This is a genomic window from [Acidovorax] ebreus TPSY, assembly GCF_000022305.1.
GTDB classification, from domain to species: domain Bacteria; phylum Pseudomonadota; class Gammaproteobacteria; order Burkholderiales; family Burkholderiaceae_C; genus Diaphorobacter; species Diaphorobacter nitroreducens.
In genome coordinates, this window is sequence record NC_011992.1 from 2,862,655 (window position 1) to 2,882,166 (window position 19,512).

Below are 19,512 nucleotides of genomic sequence, written 5' to 3' on the forward strand. Positions count from 1 at the left end.
TGAGCAAATCGGCCTCCAACCCTTGTGTATCAAGCGCAAGCAGCTATCAAAACAGTACCGCCCGCGCAAAGCGTTCAGAAATCCAGCCGCGCACTCACAAAGACGCGGCGGCCCTGTTCGGCATAGCCGAACGCGGGGGACTTCTCCGCCAGGCGCAGATCGCCCAGGTTCTCCAGGCCGGCGCGCAGGTTCAGCCGCTGGTGCGCGCCCAGCGCCCAGGCGCGGCCCACGCTCGCGTTCCACAGCGTGTAGGCGGGCAGGCGCTGGCCGGAGCTGGTCTGGCGTCCCGTGTACTCGGCGCCCAGCTGCGCGTCCCAGCCCGCCACGCGCCATGCCAGGCGCGAGGCCACGCTGGTGTCGGGCCGGTCGGACAGGCGCTCGCCCGTGGCCTTGTCGCGGGTGCGCAGAAGCGTGGCGTCCATGCTCCAGCGCAGCGCGTCGGTGATGGCCCAGGTGAAGCCGGCCTCCAGGCCCTGGATGCGCGCAGCGTCCACGTTGTCGTAGAGGTAGGTGCGGCGCGTGCCCACCTGCTGGATCAGGCGGTAGGTGATGAGCTGCTTGACCTCGGTATGGAACGCGGTGGCGCGCAGCGACCAGGCCGGGCTGACCTGCCAGTCGGCACCGATCTCGAAGGAGTTGGAGGTCTCCGGCTGGATGTCGGCATTGCCCCGGAAGGTGTGCGGACCTTCAGCGCCCACATAGTTCGGCGAGATCTGCTTGAGCGTGGGCGCCTTGAAGGCATGTCCCAGGCCACCCTTGACCACCAGCGCGGGGCTGGCCTCCCACACCAGGTAGGCGCGGGGGCTCAGCTCGGAGCCGAAGATGCCGTGGTGGTCCGCGCGCAGGCCCAGCGTGGCCAGCAGGTTCGTGCCCAGCGCGAACTCGTCCTGCACGAACAGGGCCTTGTGCGACACGTCGTCGCGGCCGTTCAGCAGGCCGGAATTCACCAGCTCTTCATTGCGCCACTCGCCGCCCACGGTGACCTGGTGGCCGCCCCAGCGGGTGGTGGCGTGGCCGTCCACCACATCGTCCGTCATGTCCTGCGCCCGCGTGGGGCTGACGCCGTTGGTGCGGCTGTTGCGCACGCTGATCTCGCTGCGGTAGGCGCGTGCCTGCGCCTTCCAGGCGCCTATCTCGCCCTTCCACCCCACGTGCGCCTGGCGGCGGTCGAGGTCATAGCGGTTGGCATAGGGGCGCGTGCCGCTCACGTCGTCGTAAAAGCGCCGTTCCTCGCCATCGGTCACGCCGGCCTCCAGCCGGTGGCCGGGCGCCAGGTCCAGCTCGGCGTTCAGCCCCAGGCTGCGCGGCTTGCGGCCCTCGATCTCGCTGTAGCGCGGGTCCTCGCGCTGCGCCACGGCGTCGCGGTGGGCGTATTCGGCATTCACCGACAGGCGCAGCCGGTCGTTCAGTGGGCCCGCCGCAAACAGCGAGGCGCCCCCTTCGGCCGCGGCCTCGCCGCCGGCGGGGAAGGCGGCGTTGAAGCCCAGCGAGCCGATCCAGCGGTCGCCCGGCTTGCGCGTGATGATGTTGACCACGCCGCCCAGCGCCTCGGACCCGTACAGCGCCGACATCGGCCCGCGGATGATTTCCACACGCTCGATGGCCGACACCGGCAGCCAGCCGTACTGGTAGTCGGAATGGCCGATCACGTCGTCGCTCGCGCTGATGCGCCGCCCGTCGATGAGTGTGAGCGTGTGCTTGCCCTCCAGCCCGCGCAGCGCGAGCGTCTTGCGCCCCCCCACCTGGCGCGCGCTGAAGGTGATGCCCGGCGCGCCGCGCACGGCGTCCAGCAGGTCGGCCGCGTTGCGCTCGGCGAGCTCCTGCGCGGTGATCACGGTGACGCTGGCGGGCGCCGTGCGGGCGTCCTGCTCGGTCAGTGTGGCGGTCACGGTGACGGGCGCCAGGGCGGTGGCGGCCGGGGCCTCGGCCGCGGCCTGGGCACGCGCGGCGCCCAACAAGCACAGCAAGGCGGCCAGGGCCAGCGGATGGCGACGGCAAAGGGTCACATGGATCAAGTGGTGTGGCATGAACGTCCTGAGGAAAGACCGCAGTGGCTGGACGCTGGCGCCGCATTGCTGGCGTGGGGCTGGGCGGGAGAGTGGAAGAAACCGGAGTCGGGCAGCCGCCCGCCCAGCAGCGCGGGGTCGCGCGCGAGCAGTTGCTGGAAGAAGAAGTCGATCTCGGCGCGCGCGCGCTGCGCCGGCACCGCGTCCAGCTGGCTGGTGGCCAGCGCGTCGGCCACGGCGTCGGGGGTCAGCAGGTCGATGCGTGCGGCCACCATGCGGCCGCACTCCTGGGGATGGGCACGGCACCAGGCGACGGAGCGCGCATAGGCTGCGTCCACGGCCGCGAGCGCGGCGCCTTGCCCGCGCAGGGCGCCCACGGCGGCAATGCCCGCCTGCGGGATGCGCGGCGCGCGCTGGAACACACGGCCCCATTCCTGCTGCAGGTCGGCGCCGCGGTGCAGCTCGGGCGCCACCAGCCCGAGGGGAAAGGACTGCGTCTTGCGCAGCGCCAGGGACACGGCGGGCTCCGACAGCAGCGCATGGCGCACCCGGCGTGTGATGAGCAACTGCATGGCTTCCATGGGCGTGGGCACGTAGCGCACGCGGAAGTCGCGCCGCACGTCCAGCCCCTGCCGGGCTGTAAGCAGTTGCAGCATCAGATCCGGCATGTCGCCGCGGAAAGGCACGGCGATTTCCTCGCCGCGAAAATCCGCCAGCGTGCGCCGCGCGCCATCACGCGTGACGATCCACAGCGCGCCCCAGGTGGAGATGCTCAGCAGCGTGACGCCCGCGCCACGGTTGTAGAGGTTGGCCGACACGTTGCTGGGCATGGCCAGCACATCCGCCTTGCGGCCCAAGGCCATCACGCGCAGCTGGTCGGGGTCGCGCCAGGGGGTGAACTCCACACGCTCGGCCACGCCCGCCAGCGCCTGAGTCTCGGCCATGTGGATCAGGGGCGCCGAGACGATGGCTGGCGGCCCGGCCAGCACCAGGCGGGCCAGCGGCGCGGCAGGAGCGGCAGGCGCAGCGGGAGCCGCCGCACCCCATGCCGGCAACCCGGCCAGCGCGAACGCACCCGAGGTCTGCAGCAGGCGGCGGCGGCCCTGGTCAACGGACTGCACAGGGTTCATCAGCATCGCATCGCCCTCAGAACTGGTAGCTCACGCCCGCCGCCACGTTGCGGCCCAGGCCCGGCAGGTAGCCCGGCTGCGCGGCCGTGGCCTGGTTGCGAATGGCATAGCTGCTGGCGTAGCGCCGGTCGGTGCGGTTGTCGGCCTGCAGGTAGGCCGTCCAGGGGCCGCTCTTCCACTCCAGCTTGAAGCCCAGCAGCGCGTAGGCGTCCTGCTCGCTGCCGGCGGTGTTGGCGTGGTCGGTGGGCGTGTCGGTGGGCATCCAGCGCAGGCTGGGACCCATGCGCCACACACCCGCACCCGTGGCGACGCGCCACAGCACCTCGGCATTGATCAGGTGGCGCGGCACGCCGGCGATGCGGTTGCCGGCGTAGATGCCGTCCTTGAAGCGGAAGTCGCTGTACGTCCAGGAGCCACGCCAGTCGAGTGCGCCCATGCCCAGCGGCCAACTGCCCGACAGCCCTGCCTCCACGCCCTGGTGGCGCGTGCCGCCGGCGTAGTTGTAGGTGCCCACCTTGATGCCGTTGGCATCGGTGGTGCTCATGAGTTCGCCGGCCACCTGGCTGCGGTACACGGCGGCCGTCCAGTGCAGCGCACGGGCACCCTCGCCCCAGCGGCCTTGCCCGCCGACCTCGAAGGTGGTGGCGCGCTGCAGGTCCAGCCGCACCAGCTCGCTGCTGGCCGCCGCGGGCGCGTTGGGCGCCACGGTGGCGGAGACGATCTCCCAGAATGTGGGCGCCTCCTGGCTGCGGCTCAAGTTGGCCCACCAGCGCACGGCCGGGGTGGGCGTCCAGTTCACCCCCACCTTGGGCGTGGAAAAGCTCCACTGCTGTTGCAGCGTGCGGCCGTCCAGGCGGCTGGCGGCGTCGCGCTCCTGGTGGCTCCAGCCCCACTGGCCGACCAGCGTCCATGCCGACGCCAGGCGCCAGTCGGCCGCCAGCAGCGCCTGCAGGTTGTCGGCCGTGAGGTCATAGGCGCCAAAACGCTGCAGCGCTGCCCCGTTCACGGGGCTGGTGGCATCCAGATCGCGGTCCATGCGGCTGCGTGACCAGCCCAGCGCCGCGCGCCAGGCCAGGGGACCGGCCGTCTGCCCGCTGGCCTGCCACTGCGCACCTGCCGTGCGGCTGCGGGTGATGGTGTAGCTGGTCTGGTTGTTGAACAGGTCGTCCGTGTCTTGCCAGTAGACGCCCAGCTCCTGGCGCAGCGCATCGTCACCCCAGCGCGAGCGGTTGGCCAGGCGCAGCTGCGTGGCTTCACGGCGCGGGTCGCGGCGGTAGACGTTGAGCAACTGGTCCTGCGGCGTGGCGCCGTCGCCCATCACACCGCGCGGCTGGGTGCGCACGCGGTCCTTGGGCACGACGGTGGGGATGTCGAAGTCCAGATCGGTCCACGACAGGTAGGTGCGGTTCTCGAACCCGCCGGCGGCCTGGAACCCCACGTTGGCATGCAGCGCATCGCGCTGCGACGCCGAATGGTGGCGGTAGCCGTCGTAGCGGTCGCCGCTCACGCTGATGCGCCCATCCCACTGCGCGCCCTGCAGGCCGACCGCGCCCTGCAGCGCCTGGCGGCCGAAGCTGCCCACCTCGGTGCGCACGCGGCCCCGCTCATCGGCGCCCGTGAGCGACTGGAAGTCCAACTCGCCTCCGAGCGTGGTCGCGCCCGGCATGAGCGTGTTGGCGCCGCGTCGCACGCTGACCAACGCGGCATTGCGCGGCTCCACCAGACCGATGATGAAGGAGCCATCGGCGTCGTTCAGCGGCAGTCCGTCCTGCAGCAGCAGCACGCCGCGGTTCAGCGGGTTGCTCTGGATGCCCGACCCGCGTATGGACAGGCGCGGCTGGTCCATGGCACCAAAGAAGTCCTGGATCACGATGCCCGGCTGGTAGTCCAGGGCGTCGCGCAGCGTGGCCAGGCGCGTCTCCTGCTGCGGAGTGGCCAGGTTGGTCCCGCCGGGAACGCGGTCCAGGCGCTGCTGCTCCGCCGCCACGGAGGGGCGCAGCGGCGCGGCCGCATCGGCATCGCCCTCGGCACGCACGGTCACCGTGGGCAGTTGCGCCGGGGCCTGCGCGGCAGGCTCGGCCGCTACTGCCAGTGGGCACAGCAGCGCCAGGGCGGGGGCCGTCGTGCGGGTCCATGCACGAAGTCTGGAGCGAAGGGAAGGAAGGTGGTGCGGCGGCATGAAAGTGAGAGAATTTGAAATAAATGCGATTCATTCGTATTCTCAAAGCATGCCACCACATAACCCGAATATGAAATGACTTTTATCAACGCGACCCCGGGCGGCGCGGCGGACGCGCAACAGAGCGGCTTCAGAGAGGCGAGCAGCCTGTTGGGCACGAACGCGCTGCTGCAGGGCTTGCCGGCGCCGGCATTGCAAGATCTGGCCCAGCATGCCCTCGCGCGCACGCACCCCGATGGGGAAACGCTGTTCCACGAAGGCGAAGCCGCCTGTCACTGCCTGCTGGTGGCGCAAGGTGCCGTGGAAGTGCTGCGCTATGACGCCACGGGCGAGGAGCGCATGCTGCACTGTTTCACCCCCGGGCAGTGGGTGGCCGAGGCGGCCATGTTCATGCCGCACGGGCTCTATCCGATGACAGCGCGCGCGCAAGGCGCCACGCGGGTCTGGCGCATTCCCCGGCAGGCGTTGCGCACGGCGTGCGAGCGCCACCCGTCGCTGGCGCTGCGGCTGCTGGAGTCGCTGAGCCTGCGCCTGTACCACTGCGTGAACGAGGTGGACTGGCTCACCAGCAGCAATGCGCAGCAGCGCTTGGCCGCCTACCTGGTGGCGCGGTGCAGCGAGGGCGGCGAGCCGGTCGAGCTGCCCACCAGCCAGCGGCACCTGGCGGCGCGCCTGGGCATCCGCGCCGAGACGCTGAACCGCCTGCTCGCCCAGTGGCAGGCCAAAGGCTGGATCCGCGGCGAGCGGCGCACCTGGCGCCTGTGCGATGCGCACCAGCTGCGTCAACTCGCCGCGCCCGGCACGCGCACGTTCTGACGCCCTGGCCGCGGGACCGCAACTCGGGTGGCTGGCGGCTGGCCGGCGCGCCCTCACCCACCGATAATGCGCCCACCATGCACATCCTGCGCAACGCCCGTCACCTGGCACGCCTGTTGTTGGCGTGCTTTGCCGTGTCGCTGGGCGTGGCGACGGCAGCGCCCTTCGTGCAGGCAGACCATTTAGAGCGCGTCTGCACCGCCTCGGGCGAGGAGCGCTGGGTTGCCGCCGGCGGCAACAGCGCGGTGGGCACCAACGATGCCTCCCACCCCGCGCATGCGCTGGACTGCGCCCTGTGCCTGCCGCCCCTGCTGCCCGCTCTGGATGCACCCCCGTGGCGCGGCCTGCAGCAGCTCCCGCATGTCCCATCTGCGGATGTGGTGCGCCAGACCCATGTACCGGCGCTCAGCCGCGCGCCTTTCCCGCCGCGCGCCCCGCCTGCGGCGCCACTCGCCCTCGCACCGTTTTGAAAACGGCGGGCACGGGCCCCCGTGCACCCGCACTCTTCTCGCATACCACGGCAGCGCTGCCCGCCTGCCCCATCGTTTATTCAAGGATTTTTCATGTTCTCCCAATCGTTCGTCTCCCGCATCGCCGTCGCCGCCACCCTGCTCGTGGCCGGCGCAGCCCACGCCCAGGTCACCGTGCAGGACGCCTGGGTGCGCGCCACGGTGCCGCAGCAGAAGGCCACCGGCGCCTTCATGCGCCTGACGGCCGCGCAGGATGCCCGTCTGGTCGGCGCCAGCAGCCCGGTGGCCGGCGTCACCGAAGTCCATGAAATGAAGCTCGTGGACAACGTGATGAAGATGCGCCCACTGCCCGCGCTGGATCTGCCAGCCGGCCAGGCCGTGGAACTCAAGCCCGGCGGCTACCACATCATGCTGCTGGACCTGAAGCAGCCCGTCGCCCAAGGCTCGACCGTGCCCCTGACGCTGGTTTTCGAAGCCAAGGACGGCCAACGCACGACACAGGAGTTGCAGGCGCCCGTGCGCGCCGTCAGCGCCACGGCCGCGCCGGCCATGGGCCATGGCAAGCCGCACGGCGGCCACTGAGACTCATCCGGTACGGCTGAAGGCTTTTTTAGACCTCTAGCGCTTGCACAGCAAGCGCTGACAGCTATCAATAGCATAGCGTCCACACGCGCCCATTGCGGGCGAGGACGAGGGGGTTGGCCGATAATGCGGCGCTTTGCACGGCGCCTGCGTTGCGCGCCCTCCCCCGATTTCCCACACCATGCACTCTGACGCGGAACACCTGTGGCGCGCGCCGCGCTGGGCACTGGCCATCCTGCTGGCTCTGCTGGGCATGGTGGGGCCGTTCGCCATCGACACGTACCTGCCCGCCTTCCCCGCCATCGCGGGCGCGCTGCAGGCCACACCGGTGCAGATGCAGCAGACGCTGTCGGCCTACCTGTTCGCGTTCGCCTTCATGACGTTGTTCCATGGCTCCCTGTCCGACAGCTTCGGGCGGCGGCCCGTGGTGCTGTGGGGCCTGGCCGTTTTCACGCTCGCTTCCCTGGGTTGCGCGCTGTCGAAGAGCATCGGACAGTTGGTAGCGTTCCGGGCGCTGCAGGGCCTGTCGGCCGGCGCAGGCATCGTGGTGTCGCGCGCCGTGATCCGCGACATGTTCCCGCCCACGCAGGCGCAGCGGGTCATGGCGCAGGTGACGATTTTCTTCGGCGTGGCGCCGGCCATCGCGCCCATCGTAGGCGGCTGGCTGTCGGTGCACCTGGGCTGGCACAGCGTGTTCTGGTTTTTGACGGGCGTGGGCGTGCTGCTGTGGGTGGCCAACTGGCGCCTGCTGCCCGAGTCGCTGCCCGCGCACAAGCGCCAGCCGATCCACATGGGCCACCTGCTGCGCGGCTATTGGGAATTGGGCACCAGCCCACGATTCATCCTGCTAGCGCTGGCCAGCGGCGTGCCGTTCAACGGCATGTTCCTCTACGTGCTGTCGGCCCCGGCCTTCCTGGGTGAGCTGCTGGGCCTGGGGCCCACGGAGTTCTTCTGGTTCTTCGTGATCAACATCGCCGGCATCATGGGCGGCGCCTGGGCCAGCGGCCGGCTGGCCGGTCGCATCCCGCCCAAGCGCCAGATCCGCCACGGCTTCGTGATCATGCTGGCGATGGCGCTGCTCAACCTGGGCGCCAACCTGGCGCTGGCGCCGCACGTGTCGTGGGCGCTGTGGCCCATCGGCATTTTCTCGTTCGGCTGGGCCCTGATGGTGCCCGTGGTCACGCTGCTGGTGCTGGACCTGTACCCGCAGCGCCGGGGCATGGCCTCGTCGCTGCAGGCATTCGTGGGCGCCACGGCCAACGGCCTGGTGGCGGGCGTAGTGGCGCCGCTGGTCATGCATTCGGCCCTGGCGCTGGCGGCGGCCTCACTGCTGCTGATGCTGGTGGGGCTGGTGTCCTGGATCTACCTGCACCACCGCTGGCCGGACATCGGCCGCCACACCATGCACGTGGGCTGAGAGCGGCGCGCGGCCCCGTGTGCCGGGGCGACCGGCGCCCCTGGCGCCGCAGTCGTGCAGCTTCTGCATCTACTCGCCGGGCCGGCTCGGTGCACCCAGCAACTCGCCCCTCAAGCCGCAATAGCCTGCCCTCCGAGAGGTCCACGGCCCCGGCCCGGACGAACGGGTTGTTGATCTCCTGCGCGGCCCGGTGCGCTTCGCGGGGAGTTGGCGCGCAATAAAAAAGCCAGCCCTGGACGAGAGGGCTGGCTTGTCATGGGGTCCGCGCTGCCGGCTTAGCGGTCGTTGCGCGCCGGGCGCTTGCCGGCACCGTGGGGTACGAACGGCTTGCCCGCGCCCTGCGGCTTGGCAAACGCGGGCTTGCGGCCAAAGTCTGCGCGGGGTGCTGCAGCGTCGCCGCGGCCACCACCATGGCGGCCGGCGTCGCCAAACCGGGAGGCTTCGCCAAACCCGCTCTTGCGGCCATAGCCTTCACCGTCGCGGCGGCCGCCGAAGCTGTTGCCACGATCGCCACCGCGCGGTGCGCCATAGCCCTCGCCAGAGCGGGGGGCTGCGCCGCGCGGGCCGCGGTCGGCAAAGCCGCCACGGTCATTGAAGCCGCCACGGTCGCCATAGCCACCACGATCACCAAAGCCGCGCTCGCTGCCGCCGCGGCCAAAGCGCTGCTCGCGCGGGCCACGGTGGCCATCACGCCCGCCACGACCGCCGAAGTCTGCGCGGCCGCCTTGCGGGAAGCGCTGGGTAGGCTCCAGGCCTGCGACCACCTCGGCCTTGAACTGCTGGCGGCTGTAGCCCTCGATGTCGAAGATCTTGCGGCGGTCGCGGAACTCGGCAAAGGTCACGGCCAAACCGTCGCGGCCGGCGCGGCCCGTACGGCCGATGCGGTGCGTGTAGTCCTCGGCCTTCATGGGCAGGCCGAAGTTGAAGACGTGGGTGATGGTCGGCACGTCGATGCCGCGCGCGGCCACGTCGGTCGCCACCAGGATCTGCACCTGGCCATTGCGCAGCGCCATCAGGCGGCGGTTGCGCAGGCCCTGGCTCAGGGCGCCGTGCAAAGCCACGGCACTGAAACCTTCCTGCTGCAGGTCATTGGCCAGACCATCGCACTCCACCTGGGTGCTGGCGAACACGATGGCCTGGTCGATGGAGGCATCGCGCAGCCAGTGGTCCAGCAGCTTGCGCTTGTGCTGCGCGTTGTCGGCCCAGTACAGCATCTGCTTGATGTTGGCGTGCTTTTCCTGCGGCGTGTCGATCTGGATCTTCTTCACCGACGCGCCGTTGTCGTGCATCACCCGCATGGCGAGCTGCTGGATGCGCGGCGCGAAGGTGGCGCTGAACATCATGGTCTGCTTGCGCTGGGCGGTGAGCTGGTTGATCTCGGCCAGGTCGTCGGAGAAGCCCAGATCCAGCATGCGGTCGGCCTCATCGACCACCAGGAACTGCACCTGGTCCAGCTTGATCTGCTGCGACCGCTGCAGGTCCAGCAGGCGGCCCGGCGTCGCCACCACCAGGTTGGCATTCTGCAGCTTGGCGATCTGCAACTGGTAGGGCATCCCACCCACCACGTTGGCGATGCGCAGGCCCTTGCAGTGCTTGACCAGATCGATGGCATCGTGCGCCACCTGTTGCGCCAGTTCGCGCGTGGGGCACAGCACCAGCGCACCGGGCGTCGCCGCCTTGAAGTTGCGCGCCTGCGTGGGGTTCTTGCGCTTGGGGCGCTTCGGGGGGGCCTCGCCACGCGCGGCCGCCTCGGCGGCGGCGCGCTCGAAAGCGGCGCGCTCGGCGACTTCGGCCTCGGCCTGTTGGCGGATCAGCGTGTGCAGCACGGGCAGCAGGAAGGCCGCAGTCTTGCCGCTGCCAGTCTGGCTGGAGACCATCAGATCGATGAAGCTCGCGTCATCGCCCGAGCCCATGGCCAAGGGAATCGCGCGAGTCTGCACCTGCGTGGGCTCGGTGTAGCCGAGGTCGGCCACAGCCTGCACCAGTTCGGGCGCAAGGCCCAGTTCGATGAAGCCGGCGGGCAGAGCGGGCGCGGCGGTAATCGGAGAAACAGGCGCCTCAATCGAAGCGGCCATAGGGGATTGGGCAGGCGCGATCTCGCCCTGCACGTGCATGGTGTCTGTCATGTCGTATGTATGAAGCGCGCGGGTGCAACCCGCGGCGGCTTCGTCAGTGGTTCATCAAAACATCAACCATCCAACGAAACCTGCACCAGCAGTGAGAGCTGGGCGGGTGGGTCATTGACGCAGGCGCTGGAACGCTGGAAACCGTTCAAGGCCCGCAACCCATTGTGAGAAGGGAGATGCGCAAGGGCTGCGCGATGCGGCCAAACCTTCAGTCGGGTTTGGGGGTCGTTTTCACGCAAGCCTGCGATTGTCGCACGATTCGGGTTTTCCCGCAAACGAGGATCAAACGGCCAGCAGATGCGTGCGGTAGTGCAGTAGTTCGTCGATGGATTCGTGCACATCGGCCAGGGCCGTGTGGCGCTGCGCCTTCTTGAACGAGCTGTAGGCCTCAGGCTTCCAGCGCTTGGCCAGCTCTTTCAGCGTGCTCACGTCCACATTGCGGTAGTGGAAGAACGCCTCCAGCTTGGGCATGTACTTCACCAGGAAGCGCCGGTCCTGCCCAATGCTGTTGCCGCACATCGGCACCACGCCCTTGGGTACATAGCGCGACAGGAAGGCGAGCAGCTCGCGCTCGGCATCGGCCTCGGTGATCGTGGAGGCCCGCACCTTGTCGATGAGGCCGCTGCGGCCATGCGTGCCCTTGTTCCAGGCGTCCATGCCGTCCAGCACCGCGTCCGCCTGGTGGATGGCGAACACCGGCCCTTCGACGCGCAGCGTGAGGTCGGCACTGGTAACGACCACGGCGATCTCCAGCAGGCGTTCGGTTTCGGGGTTGAGGCCGCTCATTTCACAGTCCAGCCAGACGAGGTTCTGGTCGGATTTGGCAAGCGCGGGAACAGTAGGGTTGGCAGTGTCAGACATGCCGGGAATTGTCGCCGATGGCCTAAACTCGCGCGCAGATGCAGCCTCCTTCCGCCTCCCTCCTCTCGCCATCCCACCTGACCACACTGGTGTTCGCCGGACTGCTGCTCGCAGGCCTTGCCTTGCGCCTGTGGCTGGCCACACGCCAGATCCGCCACGTGGCGCAGCACCGCGGCGCCGTGCCCACGGCCTTCGCCCACCGCATTCCGCTCGCCGCGCACCAAAAGGCGGCCGACTACACCATTGCTAAGGCGCGCTTCGGCCTGCTGGAAATGGCGCTGGCTACCGCCGTGGTGCTGGGCTGGACGCTGCTGGGTGGGCTGGATGCGCTGAACCAGGCGCTGCTGTCCTGGCTAGGCGGTGGCATGCTGCAGCAATTGGCACTGCTGGCCTGCTTCGTGCTCATCGGGGGTGCCATCGACCTGCCCGTCGCGCTGTACCAGACCTTCGTGATCGAGCAGCGCTTCGGCTTCAACCAGATGACCCCGCGCCTGTGGCTGGCCGACCTGCTCAAGTCCACGCTGCTGGGCGCGGTGATCGGCCTACCGATCGCGGCGCTGATCCTGTGGCTCATGGGCGCCGCCGGACCGCTGTGGTGGCTGTGGGCCTGGGGCACGTGGATGGGCTTCAATCTGCTGCTGATGGTGGTCTTCCCGCTGTTCATCGCGCCGCTGTTCAACAAGTTCCAGCCGCTGGAGGACGAATCGCTCAAGGCGCGCGTCACCGCGCTGATGCAGCGCTGCGGCTTCGCAGCCAAGGGCCTGTTCGTGATGGACGGCAGCCGCCGCAGCGCGCACGCCAACGCCTATTTCACCGGCGTGGGCAAGGCCAAGCGCGTGGTGTTCTACGACACGCTGCTCAAACAGCTGTCGCCCGGCGAAGTGGAAGCCGTGCTCGCGCACGAACTCGGCCACTTCAAGCACAAGCACATCACGCGGCGCCTGGTCGGCATGTTCGCCATCAGCCTGGCGGGCTTTGCGTTGCTGGGCTGGCTGTCCACGCGCGCGTGGTTCTACACGGGCCTGGGCGTGCAACCCAACCTGATGCTGCCGGGCGTGCCCGGCGCCGCGCCCAACGACGCGCTGGCGCTGCTGCTGTTCCTACTTGCAGCGCCCGTGTTCACGCTGTTCGTCACGCCCGTACTGGCGCAGCTCTCGCGGCGCCATGAGTTCCAGGCCGATGCCTACGCTGCGGCCCAGAGCAGCGGCGACGACCTGGCGTCCGCCCTGCTCAAGCTCTACGAAGACAACGCCTCCACGCTCACGCCCGATCCGGTGTTTGCGAAGTTCTACTACTCTCACCCTCCCGCCACGGAGCGCCTGGCGCGTCTGCCCGTGGCCTTGCAGCCATGAATTCGATGTTCCCCAAGAAAGACTGGTCCACACAAACCAGGCGCGCGCTGAAAGCTACTGAAATAGTAGCAAAACTGGTCGATCTGCCGGGCTGGCAACTGTCCGGCGACGGCGCCGATGTCGCCATCGAGAAGACCTACCGCTTCGCCAATTACCACGAGACCATGGCCTTCGTGAATGCCGTGGCCTTCATTGCCCATGCGCAGGATCACCACCCCGATCTGTCGGTGCACTACGGCCGCTGCGTGGTGCGCCTGAATACGCATGATGTGGCCGGCATTTCGGCGACCGACATCGATTGCGCGACGCGCATCGATGCACTGCTCGCACCCTGAGCCCATGGCCCAAGCCCCTGCGCGCCTTGAAGGCCTGGTGGTCGCCAGCCACGGCCGCCATTGCGTGGTGGAGAGCGCGGGCGGCGAGCGCCGCATCTGCCACCCGCGCGGCAAGAAGAGCCAGGCCGTGGTGGGCGACCGCGTGCTGTGGCAGCCCGCCGCGCCCGGCCAGGGCCGCGGCCATGGCGACGAGGGCACCATCGAAAAGGTGCTGGAACGGCGCAACCTGCTGTACCGCCAGGACGAGGTGCGCACCAAGTCGTTCGCCGCCAATTTGGACCAGGTGCTGATCCTGATCGCGGCCGAGCCTGTGTTCTCCGAAAGCCAACTCGCGCGCGCTCTCATCGCCGCGGAAGCGGCGCGCATCACGCCGTTGATCGCGCTCAACAAGAGCGACCTGGTCGAGCCGTTCGCGCGCGCCTGGGAGCGCCTGTGGCCCTACCGCCATATGGGGGGCGAGCAGGACACGCAGCACCACTACCGCGTGCTGCCGCTGTCACTCAGCGAATCGGGGGCGGTGGACCGCGACATGCTGATGCACCTGCTGGCCGGCAAGACCACGCTGGTGCTGGGCCCCTCGGGCGCCGGCAAGAGCACGCTGGTCAACCTGCTGGTGCCCGGCGCCTCGGCGCAGACGGGCGAGATCTCGCAGGCCCTCAATTCGGGCCGCCACACCACCACCACCACCACGCTGTACTGGATCGACCCGCAGCGCACTACGGCGCTCATCGATTCGCCCGGCTTTCAGGAATTTGGATTGCGCCACCTCGCGCCCACCGACCTGGCGCGCTACATGCCCGACATCGCAGCCCATGCCGAGGGTTGTCGCTTCTACAACTGCACCCACCTGCACGAGCCCGGGTGCGCGGTGCAGGCCCAGGTGCGCGACGAACAAGACGCGCAGGCCATCAGCCCCCAGCGCTACCGCATCTATGGCGAGTTGTTTGCGGAGTTGAGCGAGAGTCCCTACTGAGTTTGAAGCGAAAAGTGGCTTTCGCGCTTATTCAGCAAGCGCTGACAGCTATTAAATAAGGAGCATCACCCCAGCAGCCGCGCGAAGGTGAGCAAGGCCAGCAGCAGCATCCACACCACGACCGAGCGCCACACCAGCCCCACCACGCTGCGCAGGTGGCCTACCTCGGGCTCGCGGCCAGGAGTACTGTCGCTGTCGCCAATGTCGGCGTCCACCTCGAAGCCCGGCTGCTCCTGCGCACCTGCGCGGCTGCGCAGCGCCTCGCCGCCCAGGCGCACATTGATGGCCCCGGCGGTTGCCGCCAGCACCACGCCATCGTTGTCGTTGGGGAAGCGCTGTGCGTGGAAGCGCCAGCCCTCGATGGCCTCCTCGAAGCTGCCCACCACGGCAAAAGACAACGCCGTCAGCCGTGCGGGAAGCCAATCGATCACCGTCCATGCCTGGGCCGCGGCCTGCTGCAGCGACTCGCTGGGCGGCTGCGTCGTCTCGCGCGCACGCGCGCCCCAGTAGCGCGACACGAACTCCGCCAGGCGGTAGAGCACCGCCCCGGTCGGGCCCAACCCCAGCGCCGCAAGAATGGAGAACCACGCCAGCACGCCAAACACATGGCGGTGCGCCGCAATCACCGAGTACTCGATCACGTGGCGCACGATCTCGCTGCGTGGCAGCTCGCTCACCTCCACCTGCTTCCACTGCGCCAGACGCGCCCGCGCATCGGCCGCGTCGCCCTCCTCCAGCGCGTCGCGTATCCCCGTGAAATGGTGGCTGAACTGGCGAAAGCCCAGCGTCACGTAGAGCACGGCCACGTTCCAGACCAGGGCGAACGGCCACGCCAGCCAGTGCAGTAGCGCCAAGTGCACCGCCAACACCACCAGCGGCGGCACCAGCACGGCCAGTCCCCAGGCCACCCAGCCGTGGTGCGACTGCCCCGCGTCGAAGTTGCGGTTCACCGACACCGCCCAGGCACGCAGTCCTGCATGGATGGGGTTGCTGCGCGCGAGCGGTCTCGCCTGCTCGATCAGCAATGCGAACAGGATGGCAAAGAAACTCATGCGGCAATCATACTGGCGCTTGTTACAAGGCCCAACACCACAGGCGACAGTGCGGCAGCCTCGCTGCGGCGCCCCCTTCAGGCCATCATGAAGCGGTAGAAGTTGCGCAGCATGCCAGCCGTGGCACCCCAGATGTAGCGCGTCGTCGCGCCGTCCTGGTAGGGCATGGCGAACCATTCGCGCTGCGCGCCTTGCCACTGCAGCCGATGGCGCTCGTGGTGCGCGGGGTTGAGCAGGAAGTCCAGCGGCACCTCGAACACGTCAGCCACCTCGTACGGGTTGGGCTGGAGCGCGAAGCCCGGCCGCACCAGCGCGACCACCGGCGTGACGAGGAACGAGGTGCCGGTCACATACATCGACAGGTTGCCCAGCACCTCGACCCAGTGCGGCTCCAGGCCCACCTCCTCTTGCGCCTCGCGCAGCGCGGTGGCGGCGGCATCGCGGTCTTCGGGATCGGTGCGCCCTCCCGGAAAGGCCACCTGGCCGGAATGCGTGGACAGGTGCGCCGTGCGCTCGGTGAGCAATACCGTGGGCCGCTCGCGCAGCACGATGGGCACGAGGACGGCGGCGTGCGCGGGCTCGCGTTCCGCGAACTTCTTCTCGCGCTGCACCTCAGGCGTCCAGGGCGGCGGCGCGGCAAAGCGCAGTCGCAGTGCCTCCGGCGTCTGCGCATGCGGGGGCACGGCGGGTAAATGGTCGTCCACCCCTACGAGCGGCACGGTGCGCGGATCGAAGTGAGGCAGCAAGGACAGCGAAGGCAGGGCCGCCGCAGAGGACGCGCCGACAGGACGATGAGAACTCACGGGGGTTCAAAAAAGAAAAAACCGCTACAGGCTTTCGCACTGTAGCGGTTTCGAGTCGCGCGGTGAGCGCAGCCGTATTTATGCGGCCACTGCAGCTGCCTTGACGCGCGAAGGCAGCTTTTCCTTGATACGCGCCGACTTGCCGCTGCGCTCGCGCAGGTAGTACAGCTTGGCGCGGCGCACGTCGCCGCGGCGCTTCACTTCGATGCTGGCGATCAGCGGGCTGTAGGTCTGGAACGTGCGCTCCACGCCTTCGCCGCTGGAGATCTTGCGCACGGTGAAGCCGCTGTTCAGGCCACGGTTGCGCTTGGCGATCACGACGCCTTCGTAGGCCTGCACGCGCTTGCGGGTGCCTTCCACCACGTTCACGTTCACGATGACGGTATCGCCAGGCGCGAACGAGGGAATGGTCTTGTTCAAGCGGGCGATTTCTTCCTGCTCGAGGATCTGGATCAGGTTCATGGTTGGTTTCCGACGATCATGTCCGCGCCAGGATTGGCAGGGCGCCCCTATTGGCGCCTTTGTGGCTATGGTTCAGGCCCACAGCGGCCGGCCAGAGGATCGAGAACAGGCGATTATAGCAAGCTTGCGTTTTGCGCCAAGAGGGCCTCGTCCGCGCGCGTGAGCTGCCCGCGCTCGCGCGCGGCCTGCAGCAAGTCCGGGCGGTGGCGCGCGGTGATGAGCAGGCGCTGATCGCGCCGCCAGCGCTCGATTTGCGCATGGTGGCCAGACAGCAGCGGCGCGGGCACGGCGCGGCCGGCCCATTCCTCGGGGCGCGTGTAGTGCGGACAGTCCAGCAGCCCGTCCAGCGCGGGGTTGAAGCTGTCGAGCTGGTGGCTACCCTCGTCGTGCAACACGCCCGGCTGCAGGCGCGCCACGGCGTCCAGCAGCGCCATGGCCGCGATCTCGCCGCCCGAAAGCACGAAGTCGCCCAGGCTGATCTGCGCATCCACGTAGGCGTCGATGAAACGCTGGTCCACGCCTTCGTAGCGTCCACACAGCAAGATGGCACCCGCGCCAGCGGACCAGTCCTGCACCGCGGCATGGTCCAGCCGGCGGCCAATGGGGGAGAACAGCACCAGGGGCGCCCGCGCCTGCTCGGCCTCGCCACGATCGGCGCGGATGGCGGCCAGGCAGCGCGCCAGCGGCTCGGCCAGCATGACCATGCCGGGGCCGCCGCCAAAGGGCCGGTCATCCACGCGGCGGTAGTTGCCCTCCGCATGGTCGCGCGGGTTCCACAGCCGCACCGCTACCTGGCCCGACGCGTAGGCGCGCCGCGTCACGCCGCTGGCAAGAAACGGCTCGAACAGCTCGGGAAACAGAGTGATGACATCGAAACGCATGGCACGCGGACAACCGCCTCAATAGTCGGGTTGCCAGTCCACGGTGATACAGCGCCCCGCCAGGTCCACTTTGTCCACATAGGCCGACACAAAGGGAATCATGCGCTCGTGCGGCTTGCCTTCGTGCTCGTAGGCTAGCACCAGCGTGGTCTGCGGCCCCGTGGGCAGCAGGTCGCGCACGGTGCCCAGCGCCACGCCCTCGCGGTTGACCACAGGCAGGCCAATCAGGTCCACCCAGTAGTACTCGTCATCGCCCACCGCTGGGAAGGTGGCGCGGGGCACGAAGATGCGCGCGCCGCGCAGCGCCTCTGCTGCGTCACGGTCGTCCACACCCTGTGCCCAGGCGACCACCGAGTCCGAATGCGTGCGCGCCTGCCGGATGGGCAGCAGCACGGTGCCAGCGAAAAAACTCTTGGCGCCCTTTTCCGCCGGCTGCAACAGCCAGGACTTGGCGGCGAGCAGTGCCTCGGGGTTGCTGCTGTAGGGCAGCACCTTGAACCACCCTTTCACGCCCCAGGCATCGGTGATGCGGCCCACCTCCACGGCGTCGGAGGGCAGTTCGGCGGTTTCCAGGACAGGCAGCTGGGGCATGGCGGCGGGATGCGAGGGTGAGGCAAAGAAAAAAGGCGGGGTCCGTCAGTTGCACCAACGGAGCCCGCCCTTTTCGGGAGTGCGAACGATCAGGCGGCCTTCTGGGCGGCTTGCTTGATCAGACGGTCCACGGTGGGAGAGGGTTGTGCGCCCACGCCCTTCCAGTACGTCAGGCGGTCCTGGGCGATGCGCAGGCCTTCTTCGCCTTCCTTGGCGGAAGGATTGTAGAAGCCCAGGCGCTCGATGAAGCGACCGTCACGGCGCACGCGCTTGTCGGCAACGACGATGTTGAAGAACGGACGGCCCTTGGAGCCGCCGCGGGAGAGTCGAATCACGACCATAATGAATCCTTCGGGTGGTTACACAGCAGTGGCTGCGCTCTGTTTTGCGGCGTTTGAGACACGCGACTTGGCCACCCGGCCAGCGACACGCTGCAAAGTCCGCGATTATATCCACAACACAGAAAAGATGCCCCTCATCCGCGCCAGCCGGGACAAAGACGTCGCCGCCATCACCGCCATCTACACCCACCACGTGCTGCACGGCACGGGCACCTTCGAGATCGACCCGCCCACGGCGCAGGACATGGCGGCGCGTCGCGCGGATGTGCTGGCCAAGGGCCTGCCCTATCTGGTGGCCGAAGAAGCAGGCCAGGTCCTGGGCTTTGCCTACTGCAACTGGTTCAAGCCCCGCCCTGCCTACCGTTTCTCAGCCGAGGATTCGATCTATGTCGCCGACGCGGCGCGCGGCCGGGGCCTGGGACGGCAGTTGCTGGAGGCCCTCGCCATGCAGGCCGAGGCCGCCGGCGTACGCAAGCTGCTGGCAGTGATCGGCGACTCGGCCAATGCGGGCTCCATCGGCGTGCACCGGGCCGCAGGTTTCACCGATGTGGGCGTGATGCGCTCCGTGGGCTGGAAGTTCGGCGCCTGGCGCGACATCGTGCTCATGGAAAAGCCCCTGGGCGCGGGCGATACCACCGCCCCCGAATGAAGGCGCGCCAATAATCGCGGCCATGAAGAACAAGACTGTTGCCGCGTGGCTGGCGTTCCTGGGCGGCCCGCTGGGGTTGCACCGCTTTTACCTGTACGGACTGGGCGACTGGATCGGCTGGCTGCTGCCGATCCCCACGGCCCTGGGCGTGTACGGCATCCAGCGCGTGCAGCAATGGGGGCAGGACGATCAGCTGAGCTGGATGCTGATTCCGCTGCTGGGATTCACGATCGCAGGCTGCGCACTGCGCGCGATCCTCTACGGTCTGATGACGCCCGAGCGGTGGAACGCGCGCTTCAACCCCGCTGCGGCGCCCGACGCCGCGCCGGGGCGGACGCACTGGTTCACGGTGTTTGCCATTGCGACATCGCTGCTGGTGGGCACGGCCGTGCTGATGGCCAGCATTGCCTTCAGCTTCCAGCGCTACTTTGAATACCAGATCGAGGAAGCGCGCAAGATTTCACAATGAAATCAGGCTCTAGCGCT

20 protein-coding genes are annotated in these 19,512 nt (G+C 68.7%); 9 read left to right on the top strand and 11 right to left on the bottom strand.

Features of this window, described 5'->3' with window-relative positions:
• Positions 1 to 74: 74 nt before the first annotated feature.
• From DTPSY_RS13465 to DTPSY_RS13475, 3 genes are read right to left on the bottom strand one after another with little or no spacing between them, the layout of a single operon-like run.
• Positions 75 to 2,027, bottom strand: coding sequence for a TonB-dependent receptor plug domain-containing protein (locus DTPSY_RS13465; RefSeq protein ID WP_015914023.1), 1,953 nt, complete (start codon positions 2,025 to 2,027; stop codon positions 75 to 77).
• Positions 2,012 to 3,142 carry an ABC transporter substrate-binding protein gene (locus tag DTPSY_RS13470; protein WP_015914024.1) on the bottom strand — a complete coding sequence of 377 codons (1,131 nt, stop codon included), beginning with the start codon at positions 3,140 to 3,142 and terminating at the stop codon, positions 2,012 to 2,014. The genes DTPSY_RS13465 and DTPSY_RS13470 overlap by 16 nt, the downstream gene beginning before the upstream one ends.
• A gap of 10 nt (positions 3,143 to 3,152) precedes the next feature.
• Positions 3,153 to 5,315 carry a TonB-dependent receptor family protein gene (locus DTPSY_RS13475; protein ID WP_015914025.1) on the bottom strand — a complete coding sequence of 721 codons (2,163 nt, stop codon included), beginning with the start codon at positions 5,313 to 5,315 and terminating at the stop codon, positions 3,153 to 3,155.
• 75 nt (positions 5,316 to 5,390) lie between these two features.
• Between DTPSY_RS13475 and DTPSY_RS13480 the strand changes: the two genes are divergently transcribed.
• The 4 genes from DTPSY_RS13480 (at position 5,391) to DTPSY_RS13495 (ending at position 8,600) form a co-directional block, all read left to right on the top strand.
• Positions 5,391 to 6,131: a Crp/Fnr family transcriptional regulator gene (locus DTPSY_RS13480; protein WP_015914026.1), complete on the top strand. Its 741-nt coding sequence runs from the start codon at positions 5,391 to 5,393 to the stop codon at positions 6,129 to 6,131.
• Between the two features lie 77 nt (positions 6,132 to 6,208).
• On the top strand, positions 6,209 to 6,601 hold the full coding sequence (locus tag DTPSY_RS13485) for a DUF2946 family protein (protein ID WP_015914027.1): 393 nt from the start codon (positions 6,209 to 6,211) through the stop codon (positions 6,599 to 6,601).
• Positions 6,602 to 6,694: 93 nt separating this feature from the next.
• Positions 6,695 to 7,183, top strand: coding sequence for a copper chaperone PCu(A)C (locus tag DTPSY_RS13490; protein WP_015914028.1), 489 nt, complete (start codon positions 6,695 to 6,697; stop codon positions 7,181 to 7,183).
• A 181-nt stretch (positions 7,184 to 7,364) separates the two neighbouring features.
• Positions 7,365 to 8,600 (top strand): multidrug effflux MFS transporter, encoded by a 1,236-nt coding sequence (locus DTPSY_RS13495; protein WP_015914029.1) that lies wholly within the window; start codon positions 7,365 to 7,367, stop codon positions 8,598 to 8,600.
• 275 nt (positions 8,601 to 8,875) lie between these two features.
• On the opposite strand, the gene DTPSY_RS13500 is transcribed toward DTPSY_RS13495, so the two are convergent.
• Both DTPSY_RS13500 and orn read right to left on the bottom strand, forming a co-directional pair.
• Positions 8,876 to 10,726 (bottom strand): DEAD/DEAH box helicase, encoded by a 1,851-nt coding sequence (locus DTPSY_RS13500; protein ID WP_015914030.1) that lies wholly within the window; start codon positions 10,724 to 10,726, stop codon positions 8,876 to 8,878.
• Positions 10,727 to 11,008: 282 nt separating this feature from the next.
• Positions 11,009 to 11,587, bottom strand: coding sequence for an oligoribonuclease (gene orn, locus DTPSY_RS13505; RefSeq protein WP_015914031.1), 579 nt, complete (start codon positions 11,585 to 11,587; stop codon positions 11,009 to 11,011).
• Between the two features lie 38 nt (positions 11,588 to 11,625).
• Here orn and DTPSY_RS13510 point away from each other — a divergent pair, with 38 nt between their 5' ends.
• The 3 genes from DTPSY_RS13510 to rsgA are packed head-to-tail and all read left to right on the top strand — an operon-like array spanning position 11,626 to position 14,247.
• The gene (locus DTPSY_RS13510) at positions 11,626 to 12,939 is read left to right on the top strand and encodes a M48 family metallopeptidase (RefSeq protein WP_015914032.1); all 1,314 of its coding nucleotides are present in this window, start codon (positions 11,626 to 11,628) and stop codon (positions 12,937 to 12,939) included.
• On the top strand, positions 12,936 to 13,274 hold the full coding sequence (locus DTPSY_RS13515; protein WP_015914033.1) for a 4a-hydroxytetrahydrobiopterin dehydratase: 339 nt from the start codon (positions 12,936 to 12,938) through the stop codon (positions 13,272 to 13,274). Before DTPSY_RS13510 ends, DTPSY_RS13515 begins: the two co-directional genes overlap by 4 nt.
• Before the next feature lie 4 nt (positions 13,275 to 13,278).
• Positions 13,279 to 14,247 carry a ribosome small subunit-dependent GTPase A gene (rsgA, locus tag DTPSY_RS13520; protein ID WP_041838880.1) on the top strand — a complete coding sequence of 323 codons (969 nt, stop codon included), beginning with the start codon at positions 13,279 to 13,281 and terminating at the stop codon, positions 14,245 to 14,247.
• Between the two features lie 65 nt (positions 14,248 to 14,312).
• On the opposite strand, the gene DTPSY_RS13525 is transcribed toward rsgA, so the two are convergent.
• From DTPSY_RS13525 to rpsP, 6 genes are all read right to left on the bottom strand, one after another.
• Positions 14,313 to 15,299 (bottom strand): CobD/CbiB family protein, encoded by a 987-nt coding sequence (locus DTPSY_RS13525; protein WP_015914035.1) that lies wholly within the window; start codon positions 15,297 to 15,299, stop codon positions 14,313 to 14,315.
• A gap of 77 nt (positions 15,300 to 15,376) precedes the next feature.
• The gene (locus DTPSY_RS13530; protein ID WP_434060543.1) at positions 15,377 to 16,102 is read right to left on the bottom strand and encodes a CoA pyrophosphatase; all 726 of its coding nucleotides are present in this window, start codon (positions 16,100 to 16,102) and stop codon (positions 15,377 to 15,379) included.
• A gap of 78 nt (positions 16,103 to 16,180) precedes the next feature.
• The gene (gene rplS, locus DTPSY_RS13535) at positions 16,181 to 16,564 is read right to left on the bottom strand and encodes a 50S ribosomal protein L19 (protein WP_011806470.1); all 384 of its coding nucleotides are present in this window, start codon (positions 16,562 to 16,564) and stop codon (positions 16,181 to 16,183) included.
• 113 nt (positions 16,565 to 16,677) lie between these two features.
• Positions 16,678 to 17,445, bottom strand: a complete 768-nt coding sequence (gene trmD / locus DTPSY_RS13540; protein WP_015914037.1) for a tRNA (guanosine(37)-N1)-methyltransferase TrmD — start codon at positions 17,443 to 17,445, stop codon at positions 16,678 to 16,680.
• Positions 17,446 to 17,463: 18 nt separating this feature from the next.
• Positions 17,464 to 18,036: a ribosome maturation factor RimM gene (rimM, locus tag DTPSY_RS13545; protein WP_015914038.1), complete on the bottom strand. Its 573-nt coding sequence runs from the start codon at positions 18,034 to 18,036 to the stop codon at positions 17,464 to 17,466.
• A gap of 89 nt (positions 18,037 to 18,125) precedes the next feature.
• Entirely contained in the window at positions 18,126 to 18,377 is a 252-nt protein-coding gene (gene rpsP, locus DTPSY_RS13550) for a 30S ribosomal protein S16 (protein WP_011806473.1), read from the bottom strand.
• A 127-nt stretch (positions 18,378 to 18,504) separates the two neighbouring features.
• Between rpsP and DTPSY_RS13555 the strand changes: the two genes are divergently transcribed.
• Together DTPSY_RS13555 and DTPSY_RS13560 are read left to right on the top strand one after the other, a co-directional pair.
• A complete protein-coding gene (locus DTPSY_RS13555; protein ID WP_015914039.1) occupies positions 18,505 to 19,026 on the top strand; it encodes a GNAT family N-acetyltransferase in 522 nt (173 codons plus the stop codon).
• Between the two features lie 22 nt (positions 19,027 to 19,048).
• Positions 19,049 to 19,495, top strand: coding sequence for an NINE protein (locus DTPSY_RS13560; RefSeq protein WP_011806475.1), 447 nt, complete (start codon positions 19,049 to 19,051; stop codon positions 19,493 to 19,495).
• Positions 19,496 to 19,512 lie beyond the last annotated feature (17 nt).